The organism is Ideonella sp. P3_A4 (assembly GCF_056403075.1).
The window spans coordinates 1-11,405 of sequence record NZ_JBFUGE010000180.1; the positions used below are offsets into that span (position 1 = coordinate 1).

10 protein-coding genes and 1 riboswitch are annotated in these 11,405 nt (G+C 67.8%); of the genes, 4 read left to right on the forward strand and 6 right to left on the reverse strand.

Annotation, left to right across the window (positions count from 1 at the left end; translation table 11 throughout):
• Window positions 1–27 precede the first annotated feature (27 nt).
• Window positions 28–1,404: a GH1 family beta-glucosidase gene (locus tag AC1DYI_RS16690; RefSeq protein WP_477205264.1), complete on the forward strand. Its 1,377-nt coding sequence runs from the start codon at window positions 28–30 to the stop codon at window positions 1,402–1,404.
• Window positions 1,405–1,406: 2 nt separating this feature from the next.
• Complete coding sequence (locus AC1DYI_RS16695; protein WP_477205255.1) at window positions 1,407–2,492, forward strand: ABC transporter ATP-binding protein; 1,086 nt, start codon at window positions 1,407–1,409, stop codon at window positions 2,490–2,492.
• 24 nt (window positions 2,493–2,516) lie between these two features.
• On the opposite strand, the gene AC1DYI_RS16700 is transcribed toward AC1DYI_RS16695, so the two are convergent.
• The 3 genes from AC1DYI_RS16700 to AC1DYI_RS16710 form a co-directional block, all read right to left on the reverse strand.
• Window positions 2,517–3,146 carry a hypothetical protein gene (locus AC1DYI_RS16700; protein ID WP_477205256.1) on the reverse strand — a complete coding sequence of 210 codons (630 nt, stop codon included), beginning with the start codon at window positions 3,144–3,146 and terminating at the stop codon, window positions 2,517–2,519.
• Between the two features lie 127 nt (window positions 3,147–3,273).
• Complete coding sequence (locus AC1DYI_RS16705) at window positions 3,274–3,765, reverse strand: hypothetical protein (RefSeq protein WP_477205257.1); 492 nt, start codon at window positions 3,763–3,765, stop codon at window positions 3,274–3,276.
• Between the two features lie 107 nt (window positions 3,766–3,872).
• Window positions 3,873–4,718 (reverse strand): alpha/beta hydrolase family protein, encoded by an 846-nt coding sequence (locus AC1DYI_RS16710; RefSeq protein WP_477205258.1) that lies wholly within the window; start codon window positions 4,716–4,718, stop codon window positions 3,873–3,875.
• A 233-nt stretch (window positions 4,719–4,951) separates the two neighbouring features.
• On the opposite strand from AC1DYI_RS16710, the gene AC1DYI_RS16715 reads away from it, so the two are divergent.
• Window positions 4,952–6,433, forward strand: a complete 1,482-nt coding sequence (locus tag AC1DYI_RS16715) for a hypothetical protein (RefSeq protein ID WP_477205259.1) — start codon at window positions 4,952–4,954, stop codon at window positions 6,431–6,433.
• A gap of 21 nt (window positions 6,434–6,454) precedes the next feature.
• On the opposite strand, the gene AC1DYI_RS16720 is transcribed toward AC1DYI_RS16715, so the two are convergent.
• From AC1DYI_RS16720 to AC1DYI_RS16730, 3 genes are all read right to left on the reverse strand, one after another.
• Window positions 6,455–6,889, reverse strand: coding sequence for a hypothetical protein (locus AC1DYI_RS16720; RefSeq protein ID WP_477205260.1), 435 nt, complete (start codon window positions 6,887–6,889; stop codon window positions 6,455–6,457).
• A 138-nt stretch (window positions 6,890–7,027) separates the two neighbouring features.
• The gene (recJ, locus tag AC1DYI_RS16725; protein ID WP_477205261.1) at window positions 7,028–8,749 is read right to left on the reverse strand and encodes a single-stranded-DNA-specific exonuclease RecJ; all 1,722 of its coding nucleotides are present in this window, start codon (window positions 8,747–8,749) and stop codon (window positions 7,028–7,030) included.
• A gap of 9 nt (window positions 8,750–8,758) precedes the next feature.
• Entirely contained in the window at window positions 8,759–9,670 is a 912-nt protein-coding gene (locus AC1DYI_RS16730) for a hypothetical protein (RefSeq protein ID WP_477205262.1), read from the reverse strand.
• A 129-nt stretch (window positions 9,671–9,799) separates the two neighbouring features.
• Window positions 9,800–9,896: riboswitch (cyclic di-GMP riboswitch) on the forward strand.
• Between the two features lie 226 nt (window positions 9,897–10,122).
• Here AC1DYI_RS16730 and AC1DYI_RS16735 point away from each other — a divergent pair.
• Window positions 10,123–11,405, forward strand: a 1,283-nt coding sequence (locus AC1DYI_RS16735; protein WP_477205263.1) for a PAS domain-containing protein, incomplete at its 3' end; no start/stop codon positions are given.

The following is an 11,405-nucleotide window of genomic DNA, read 5'->3' on the forward strand; positions in this document are numbered from 1 at the left end:
CCACCGATTCCTCGCACCTGGATGACGATGAACTCGAACGACACGAACTTCGCTGCGGCGGCCCACCGCGCAGCCTTTCGCCCCGACTTTGCCTGGGGCTCTGCGACCAGCGCCGCGCAGATCGAAGGTGCCGGCGCGCTCGACGGCAAGGGCCCTTCGATCTGGGACGCCTTCTGCCGCGAACCCGGCCGCATCAACGACGGCTCGAACATCGACGTGGCCTGCGACCACTACCACCGCTACCGCGAAGACGTGGCGCTGATGAAATGGCTGGGCCTGAAGGCCTACCGCTTCTCGTTCGCCTGGCCTCGCGTGCAGCCACTGGGCCGCGGCCTGTGGAACGAAGCCGGTTTCGCGTTCTACGACCGGCTGATCGACAGCCTGCTCGAAGCCGGCATCGCGCCGCACGCGACGCTGTACCACTGGGACCTGCCGCTCGCGCTGCATACGCAATTGGGCGGCTGGCCGGCGCGCGAGATCGTGCCGCACTTCGCCGACTACGCGGCCGAAGTGGCGCGCCGTTTCGGCGACCGGCTCGCGTCGCTCGCGACCTTGAACGAGCCCTGGTGTGTCGCGACGCTGGGCTACGAGACCGCGCAGTTCGCGCCCGGCAAGACCAACCGCGCCGCGGCGATGCAGACCTCGCACCACCTGCTGCTGGCGCATGGCCGTGCGATCCAGGCGATGCGAGCCGAGACGCACACGCAGCTGGGCATTGTGCTGAACCACACGCCCGCCTTTCCGGCCACCGAGCTGGAGGCCGACCGCCGCGCTGCACGGCTGGACGACGGTCTGAACGTGCGCTGGTACATGGACCCGGTGTTCCGCGGTCAGTACCCGGCCGATGTGCTGGAGCACCTGGGTGCCGATGCGCCGCGCATGGAGGCCGGCGACCTGGCCGAGATCGCGCAGCCGCTCGACTTTCTCGGTGTCAATTTCTACACCCGCAGCTTCATCAGCACGCAGCAGCCGGCAGTGCCCGCGCCTGGCAAGCAGGGCTTCACCGACATGGGCTGGGAGATCTATCCGAAGGCGCTGACGCAGCACCTGGTACGCATCACCCGCGAGTACTCGCCGCCGCCGATCTACATCACCGAGAACGGCATGGCGAACGCCGACCGCGTCGATGCCGACGGCCGCGTGGCCGACGCCGAGCGTGTGGCCTACCTGCGCGAGCACCTCGCCGCACTGGCGCGCGCGATCGAGCTCGGGGTCGACGTGCGTGGCTACTTCTACTGGAGCCTGCTCGACAACTTCGAGTGGAACTCGGGCTACGCCAAGCGCTTCGGCCTGTTCCATGTCGACTACGAGACGCAGGCCCGCACCGCGAAAGACAGCGCGCATTGGTACCGCGCGTTCATCGAAGCGCAGCACGCCGGCACCGAGCCGCCGAAGGCGCCCTGAGCATGTCGGCCGTCCGTTTCGAAGGCGTTGGCAAGACCTACCCGGGTGCCGCCACGCCTGTGGTGCAGGGGCTGGACCTGCAGGTCAACGAAGGCGAGTTCATGGTGCTGGTCGGCCCGTCCGGCTGCGGCAAGAGCACCACGCTGCGCATGCTGGCCGGGTTGGAGGAGCCGAGCGCCGGCCGCATCCTGATCGGCGACACGGATGTGACCGACCTGCCGCCGGCGCAGCGCGGCGTCGCGATGGTATTCCAGAGCTACGCGCTGTACCCGCACATGACGGTGGCCGAGAACCTGGGCTTCGGCCTGCGCATGGCCGGCAAGACAAAGGCGCAGATCGAAGCGGCGGTGCAGCGCGCGGCCGAGAGGCTGCAGCTGACGGCACTGCTGGCGCGGCGGCCGAAGGAGCTGTCCGGTGGCCAGCGCCAGCGCGTCGCAATCGGCCGCGCGATCGTGCGCGAGCCGAAGGTGTTCCTGTTCGACGAACCGTTGTCGAACCTGGACGCGGCCTTGCGCACGCAAATGCGCATCGAGCTGGCGCACCTGCACCGCAGCCTCGGCACGACAATCGTCTACGTCACGCACGACCAGGTTGAAGCGATGACCTTGGGTGACCGCATTGCGGTGTTCAACAACGGCTGCATCGAGCAGGTGGGGCCGCCGATGCAGGTCTACCAGCAGCCGGTGAATCGCTTCGTCGCGGGCTTCCTCGGCTCACCGCGAATGAATTTCCTGCCGGTGCAGGGCGCCAACGAGACGGCACTCGAAGTGCCCGGTGGCTTGCTGYGTTGGCCGCATGGGCAAGGCGTCTCGTCGAGCCGCGTGGCCACCGTCGGCGTGCGTCCCGAACACCTGCACATCGTCGGTGACGACACGGGCTTCGCGATCAGCGGCGAGGTCGATACGGTCGAGCAGTTGGGCGACACCAGCGTGGCCTACGTCAGCCTGGCTGGCCTGGCCGAGCCGCTGTCGTTGAAACTCAGTTCGAACGAAGGCTTGCTGGTCCGTGGGGCAAAGGTGCAGTTGGCGGCTGAGCCGCAGCATCTGCTGGCCTTTGATGCGCAAGGGCACCGCCTGAACGCTGGGTGACGCTGAAGAGCGCCCCCGTTGGGCTCAGCACTGCCACAGCATCTTGGCGCGCCGAGCTGCGCAGCCGCAGCGAAAGACATAAGCCCAGCCGCCGCCGAAGTTCATCTCGGTCTTCCGGTCGGGGCCTTGTTCCAGCTGTGCCACGAACTGCATCGGTTCGCCGCAGGCGTCGCAGGTCGGAATTTCCTCGTATTCGACCCAGGCCGGTGAATCACTCACTTGCCCCAGCAACTGCCGCAGGTCGGTCCCGGTGGCGTCGGCCCAGCCGGCAGCGGCCGATTCGTAGTCCGGCGCCTCCTCGATCGGCAGCAACTTCGCGCCGTAGCGGATCGGGCGCAGGCTTTTCTTGGCTTGTGGCGGCGGATCAACGAGCTGAAGATGGTCGGTTCCCGCGGCCACCACCGCATTGCCGCCGGCGTCGGCATGCCACTCGGAGCACATGCCGGGCTTGTTGCGGCACATGAACAGCAGCAGCAACTCAGGCCCCGCCGGCGCATCCGATCGCAATTGCCCCAGGAACTGCATGGCGCCGCCGCAGGCTTTGCAGGCCGGCCACATCAACCGGCCTTGCGGGGCCGAGGGCCTGCCGCCGAACACTGTCTGGTCGGTGGCCCGTTCTTCGGCAACCGGGTCGTTGATGAGCAGCGTGATCATGGTGCAGGCGGTACGAACAAACTCGTCATTCTGATCGCCGCGGCCTGAGCGCTCTTGGCTTTACCTCGCCGAAACGTGCCGTGACAGGGCGCCCCCAGCCCCTTCGGCAAGGGGCCAAAGCCCCCGGTCAGCCGACGTAGTTCGGATGCGCCAGGTACCAGTTCTTCACGCGCCCCTTCCAACTGCCGACCATGACGGCGGCGATGCTCAGCAGCACCAACGCGATGAGCTGCGGGGCCGACGTCTGATCGCCGCTCAGCAAAAGGCCCAGCACGGTATTGAGCACGGCCATCACCGCACCCAGGCGGAGCTCCGACCGCTTGGCAATGCGCGCGCAGACATAGCCGCCCAGAAACGAGAAGCCCAGGCCCATGGCGGTGCTGATGAGGCCGAAGGGCGACAGGACCGGCACGTTCTTGATCGCGTCCATCACCTGCTCCGGGGTCAGCCCTTGCTGTGCCAGCACGATGGCGTAGACGATGCTGAGCACACCACCAACCACGATCGAGCCGCCGATGTCGGTCAGCATGCCCAGCGCAACGGCCTTGATGGGCGAGCCTGGTGCCGGCGGCTGGTCTGCCACGGTGGCTTCGGGCGGGGTGTAGGGGTTGTCGGACATGCGTGCAGGCTCGGGTGGGGGTAGGGGCGGTGGCGTCAATCGCCGCAGCAGATGCCGAGGTTACCGCTTGGCGTTCAAGGGTTCTGCGCCAATGGCCGTTGGCTGCACTACTTCGCCGAAGTGTCCAGCTTCGTCAGGAAATCGCGCATCGCCGGCGCCAGCGCGCCATGGTGATCGCCTGGGACGACCGTCACGGTCAACGGCACTTGTTTCTCGGTGGCCGCACGCTGAAGCATGGGCGCCAGCTTCGCCATCGGCTCCTCCTTGCCCAGGTAGGCGTAGTGCGGACGACGCAGCAATGAAAGCTGCAGCGGGAAGCTCCGCAGCGTCACCTCGTTGCGGTTGTTCACGTCGAAGGGGGCGATGCTCTTCCAGGCCTGGAAGATCTCAGGCGGATACAGCGCACCGGCGCTGCCTGACATTCGGATCGGGTATCCACTGCACAGCGAGGTCAGGTCGGAGACCCCGCCGCCAACGCTGTGGCCGAACATCGCGATGCGTTGGCTGTCAATGTCCGGATGCTTGGCCAGCCAGCGCACCGCCGCCAACGCATCAGAGACTTCGCCGTAGAACAGCTCGAAATGACCCGGATTGCCGTTCTCGCCACGAAGAAATGGGTACATGACGGCGTAGCCGGCGTCAAGAAAGGGCTGGGCTGCCTGATAGTCCTCGATGCCGAACGAGAAGCCACCATGCAGATAGACGATCGCGGGATAGGGCGATTGGCCTTTGGCGGGTCGGGCCAACCAGCCCGCCAGCTTCAGGCTACCGGACGGGTAGCTGATGCGCTCGACCCCTTTCGGTGGCGCGTCGTTCTCGTAGTTCTGCGGAGACGGCCCGCCGCGCGTCAAGATCGTGCGGAATGACGTACGTTGCGTGTCGCATTCCTGGGCCGGTACTGTGGCGCTCAACGTTCCCAGGATGCACAGGGTGGGTAGCAGTGAACGGTTCATCAAATCGATTCATTCAGTTGAACAAGAAGCCGCGGCACTCGTTGTTGGTCCGCTCAGTGGCGAGCCAAGGGTGCATTGTCCCTTCCATGCGGGTGACGGGAAGCACATTGCTTCAGAATGGCATCGACAGAGACTTCGTCCGTGGAGCCGTTATGAGTCTGCGTTGGGTTGGTTGTTGTTTTGCGCTGATCGCATTCACCGCGCATGGCGCCTGGGCACACGGGGACGATCGTGTGCCTCGTTCCACGCCGTCAGTTGGCATCGTTAACTTCGCGAACTCCGGCTCCAAGGCCGCGCAGCGCGACTTCCTGGTCGGCCTTGCGCAGTTGCACAACTTCGAATACTGGGCGGCCGCCGAGGCCTTCCAGCGCGCGCAGAAGGCCGATCCGAACTTCGCGATGGCGTACTGGGGCGAAGCGATGACCTACAACCATCCGTTGTGGGCACAGCAGGACACCGTCGCCGCGCGAGGCGCGCTGTTTCGACTCGGTGAAACGCCGCAGGCCCGGCGAGCGAAGGCGAAGACAGAACGCGAGAAGGCCTACCTCGATGCGCTGGAAACGTTGTACGGCGAAGGGACCAAGCTCGAACGTGACCGCCGCTATGCGGACGCGATGCGCGCACTGCACGAGCGTTACCCGAATGACATCGATGCGACCTGCTTCTATGCGCTGGCCTTGATGGGCACCTCGCACGAAGGGCGCCACCTGCCCAGCTACATGAAGGCCGCCGCGCTGATGACCGAGGCCTTCCACGCCTATCCGAAACACCCCGGCGCCGCGCACTACCTGATCCATGCGGTCGACGACCCGCTGCATGCACCGCTTGGTCTGGCCGCGGCACGGGCGTACTCGAAGATCGCCCCGTCGGCTGCACACGCGCAGCACATGACCTCGCACATCTTCATCGCGATGGGCATGTGGGACGACGTGGTGACAGCCAACGAGACGGCCAAACGCATTGCCGACCAGATGCGCGCCGCGAAAGGCCGTCCCCCATCGGGCTGCGGCCATGGGCCGGCGTGGCTCGAATACGGTTACCTGCAACAAGGCCGGCCAGCCGACGCGCGGAGCGTGCTGGCCGCTTGTGCCGACGAAGCGCAGCGCCGGCCCAACCTGTCCGAAGGCGCAGACCTGCTGGACGTGGACGGCAGCTCGGCCGCCAGCTTCGCCGCGATGCGTTCGCGTTACCTGATCGACACCGGCGACTGGACGGCTGAAGCGGCCGCGATGACGGCCGACCTGTCGGCCGTGCCGCTGGCGCAGTTCGAACGCGACTATGTGGACGCGCTCGCCGCGTTGCGGCAATCTCAGCGTGACGTGCCGGCCGGTGTGGTCGAGCGCGCCGAACAATCCGCCACCCGTGTGAGGGCCGCGATCGACGAAGCGGGCTTGCCGGCCAAGCACCCGTCGCGCCAGGCGCTGCAGATCCACTTGGACCAGTTGCACGGCCTGCAGGCGCTGCGCCGCGGCGAGACCGAGGCGGCTCTGGTGATCCTGCGCAAAGCCGCGGCGGATGAGACCGCGCTGCCCTATGAGTTCGGCCCGCCGACGATCCGCAAGCCGGGCAATGAACTGCTCGGTGAAGTGCTGCTCGAACTGGGCCGTTCGGCCGAGGCGGTGGCAGCATTCGACGCGGCGCTGGAACTGGCGCCGGGGCGGGTGCTGTCGGTGCAAGGGCGCCAGCGCGCCAGCCTCAAGCCCGCCGGCGGTTGACCTCGGCGCCTCCTTCGGTGGCTACTGCAGGTCGAAGGTGAAGGTCTTGATGTCGTCGGAAAATTCGCCGACGCCGCCGAGCGGAAAACGCTGATACAGCGCCAACCGCAGTCTCATCGGGCCGGGCGCACGGGTGACGGGCGGGTAGTCGGCGCCAAAGCAATCGACCTCGCGTTGCCCGGGTGCGTCCACCGGCATGGACGAGGTGCACTCGATCTCCAGCACGTCGTCGAACGGGTCGCCGACGGCGATACGTTCGCGTTCCGTGTCGCTGCCCGTTTCGTAGGCGTCGACAAAGACCCGCTGAAGGCCGCCACTCGAATTGGTGCGGACCTTCAGCTTGAATGCCGTGGGTTGATCAACCGTGGGGGCTGGCACGGTGCTGGGCTCCACGCTGATGTCGACGATCTCGTCGTTGAGGCCCCCGCTGCACGATTGCAGCAGCAGCGCGAGCAAAGGCGCTGCGAGCGCCAAGCCAGTTCGACGTGTGTTTGTTTTCAAGATCACTCCCTCCAATGAAAAACGAAACGGGCTGACGCGTCACCGCGGTGCCCGATTGAAATGGTGTCTGCTGCGGCCGATGGCCGCGCCCTATTAGACCGCGGCCTCGACCACCATCTGCAGCCGCTGCTGGCCTTGGAACTCGTCCAGGCTCAGGCGGAAGGCCAGGCGCACCTTGCCTGGCAAGGGTTCGGCGTGGCCAAACCAGATCGCGTCGCGCAGCTGGCCCTGATGGCGCAGGCGCAGCTTCAGGTGTTTTTCACCGACCAGGCGTTGCTGGATCACCTCGACCTCGTCGCAGAACACCGGCGCTTCGAAGCCCTGGCCCCAGACCTGCGCGTCCAGCTTGGCCACGGTCTCGGCGTTGAAGTATTCGAGCGCCAACGGGCCGTCGGTGGCCAAGGTGCGGGCCAGCGCCGCGGGCAGCAGCCACTCCTGGGCGACCGCCTGCAACGCAGTGTCGAAGGTGTCGAAGTCTTCTTCGGCCAGCGTGCAGCCTGCGGCCATCGCGTGGCCGCCGAACTTCTTCAGCACGCCGGGGTGGCGTTTGCTGACCAGGTCCAACGCATCGCGCAGGTGAAAGCCGGGGATCGAGCGGCCCGAGCCCTTGAGCAAACCGTCGTTGCCGATCGCGAAGACGAAGGTCGGGCGGTGCAGCCGGTCTTTCATGCGGCCGGCGACGATGCCGACCACGCCTTCGTGGAACTCGGGGTCGAACAGCACGACGGCCGGCGGCGCCGCGCCTTCGGGCATCAGGTTGTCCAGCAAGAGCTCGGCTTGCTCGCGCATGCCGGCTTCGACTTCGCGCCGCTCGCGGTTGATCGCATCCAGCTGGCGCGCCAGTTCAGCGGCGCGCAGCGGGTCGTCGGTGGTCAGGCATTCGATGCCCAGCGTCATGTCGGACAGGCGGCCGGCGGCGTTGATGCGCGGCCCCAGTGCGAAACCGAAGTCGAACGCCGACGCGATCTCGCAGCGGCGCGACGCGGCGGCAAACAACGCTGCGACGCCCGGCTGCATGCGGCCCGAGCGAATGCGCTTCAGCCCCTGCGCCACCAGGCGGCGGTTATTGGCGTCGAGCTTCACCACGTCGGCCACGGTGCCGAGGGCGACCAGGTCGAGCAGTGCGTCGAGCCGCGGCTGGTTGGTGGCGTCGAAGCGGCCGCGGGCGCGCTGCTCGGCGCGCAGCGCGAGCAGGGTGTAGAACATCACGCCGACACCGGCCAACGCCTTGCTAGCAAAAGCGCAGTCCGGCTGGTTCGGGTTGACGATCACGTCGGCGTCGGGCAGCTCGACAGCCCCGTTCACAAGCGCCGGCAAATGGTGGTCGGTGACCAGCACGCGGATGCCCAGCGAACGCGCATGCGCCACGCCGGCCATGCTGGCGATGCCGTTGTCGACGGTGACCAGCACATCGGGCTGCTGCGCCCGCGCCAGGTCGACGATGGTTGGTGTCAGGCCGTAGCCGTGCACCTGGCGGTCGGGCACCACGTAGCTGAGCGTGCCGGGTGCAGCGCCCAGCATCGCCAGGCCACGCAGCGCGACCGCGCAGGCGGTCGCGCCGTCGCAGTCGTAGTCGGCCACCACGCACAGGCGCTGGCCTTGCTCGATCGCATAGGCCAGCAGGCGGGCCGCTTCGGCGCTGCCGCGCAGCTCAGTCGGCGGCAGCAACTGGCCGAGACCGTCGTCCAACTCAGCCGGGGTCCTGACACCGCGAGAAGCGAACAGGCGCGCGAGCAGCGGGTGCACGCCGCTTTGTTCGAGCGCAAAGGCGGTTCGCGGCGGCACGTCACGCGTCAGCAGAGTGGGTGAAGACATCAGGAGTTTCTAAAGATCAGCCAGCCACGGCGCGGGGTTCACGCGCCGCGGGGCCAGCAGGCCGCGCCGCCACCAGGGGCGGTCGGCTGGAGCAAAGGTCTGGGCGTGGCGCTCGCCGCACAGCGTGATCTGCACCGGCTGGCCAGCCTCGGCGCGGTGCAGCAGTGCGGCGACCGGGCCGGCGTCGAGCGAGGCCCAGGCCTCGGCCCAGGTCGTCCAGTCGTCAGCCAGTGCCGGTCCGCGCAGGCGCTCGTCGATCTGCAGGCCGTCGGTCACCGCGGGTGGCTGCGTTGCACCGGTGCCGCTGAGCCAGAACGAGTTGACCGGCAGCAGGCCTTCGGCTTCGCGCGCTTCGTTCAGCGGGTGCTGGTGCAGCGTCATCTGCGTCTCGGCCTGCAGCCGCCGGATGAGGCGGGCGCCGGGGTGGCTACCCAGCCAAAGGTCAACGTTGCGGCCGATCACCCGGTCCAGCGAGGCGCTGGGCAGGGTGGCCAGGCTGGCGTGACGGGCGTACCAGCGCGTGGGCGCGCCCCACTGCAACTGCCAGCCGCCATCGGCAAACAGCGGTGCGAGCGTGTCGAAAAACAGGTGCGACAAGGCGTGGTCCAGGCCGAGCGCGAGCGGGTTGCCGAGCGACACCTGATCGGTCCCGACATGCCAATGTGCCGGGCTCAGCATGGCCCAGCCTTCGTCCCCGGGCTCGACCGCCAGGCCGTCGCGCCGCGCCGCCTGCGCGGCCAACGGCAGCAAGCCATCGTCGGCGGCAGGCCAGCCCCAGGCGCGGGCCAGCGCCCGTTCGTGCGGCGGGCTCAGGCTCAGCTCGTCGCCTTCATCGCGCTGGGCCGGTGCGAGCCGCGCCAACAGGCGCTCCAGCATCGGCAACTGCAGGGTGGACAAGGCCTGCCCGGCAGCGGGCGACATGGCGGAGGCGAAAGGAAGCACCAGGTGCATCCGTGAATTATCGGTCGCCGGCTGCAGATGGCTGTGCAGAGTTCTGCCAGAGAAGGCGCGCGCGCCGTTTTCGTTCCGTTACAGTGGGCCGGTCACAAACCATGACAAGGGCACACCCGCGCGAAAGCCGGGGTCGCAAAGCCACCGGTCCTCACGTCTCGCGTCTCAGCGGGGCACGGACAGCGGGGTTGCCATGCAGACGAGGTGGTGGCCGGCATCCGGCCGCTCTCGACGGCGGCCGGCCTGGGCCGTCGCTTGGCGACTCTTCCGCGGGTGATGCGGCCTCTGCTGGCCGGTGCGCTCTTGCAAAAAGCAAGGGAGCCGTGGATGTGTGTTGACCTCGCCAGGCCTGCGGATGCCGGGCCACGTGGGCGGCCCTCGCGTGGCCTGCAGATCGCGTTCTTGTCGCTGGTGAGCGCCGCGTGAAGTTGCCGGTGGCGAATCGCCCGTCGACCGCGGGTGTGCTGGTGCCTTTTGTCGTGGTCATCGGCGTGTTGCTGGCCCTGTGCATTGGCGGCTACCAGGTGCTGTCGGCGGTGCGCGCGTTTGTCGGCGGCGAGAGCCTGTGGTCCAAGGGGCGCAGCGGTGCCGTGGCGCAACTGCGCCTGTATGCGGTGACTGGCTCGCCGGTGGCCTACCGCCGCTTCGAAGCCGCGCTCGACGCGCCACTGGGTGACCGCGAGGCGCGCGAGGCATTGGACGCAGCCGAGCCCGACTTCGAGCGCGCCCGCGGCGGTTTCCTGCGTGGCGGCAACCACGCAGACGATGTCGACGGCATGGTCTGGCTCTACCATGCGTTCAGTGGCAGCCCGTTGATGCGCGACGCGGTCATCGCCTGGCGCGAAGGCGACGAACAGATCGAAGAATTGCGCAACACCGGCCAGGAGGTGCGCAGGCGTTTGCAGCGCCCGGATCGCCTGAGCGAAGGCGAGCTGGCGCGGCTCGACGCCCGGCTCGACGACCTCGACGCGCGCCTGATCACCCAGGAAAAGCGCTTCTCCGAGTCGCTCGGCATTGCCTCGCGCAACACCTTGCTGCTGCTGGAAGCGGCGGTGGTGGCGCTGGCCCTGGTGATGGGCGCGGCGGTGGTGGCCTCGGTCAGCCGCACCCTCAGCCGCAGCGACAGGAACCGCCGCCAGCTGGTCGAAGTGCATCAGCGCTGGTCGCTGGCCGCGGCGGTGGCCGGCATCGGCGTATTCGAGTGGCGAGCCAGCGACGACCGCTACCACCTCGACGCACGGGCCAGCGCACTCTTCGGCATCTCGGCCGGCGAAGAAGGTGGTTATGTCGAACGCCAGGCCTGGCGCCGGCTGCTGCTGGACGAGGACATGGGCCGCTTGCGCGAAGCGCTTGAGCAGAGCCGCCGCGAAGGTGCGCCGTTTCGTGTGCGCTACCGCGTGCGCCACGGTGACGGCAGCTTGCACTCTCTCGAGACGGTGGGCTTCCAGCAACTCGGCAGTGACGGCCAGGTGCAGCGAGTGCTGGGCGTGGTGCACGATGTCAGCGAGGAAGAGGAACGCACGCAGCTCGACATCGAAAAGGCAGCGGCCGAGCGCACCAGCCGTGCGCGGATGGAGTTCTTGTCGCGCCTGAGCCATGAGCTGCGCACGCCGCTGAACGCGGTGCTTGGTTTCTCGCAGCTGATGCTGACCGACCCGACCGAGCCGCTGCCGCCCAACGCCGCCGAACGCACGCGGCATGTGGT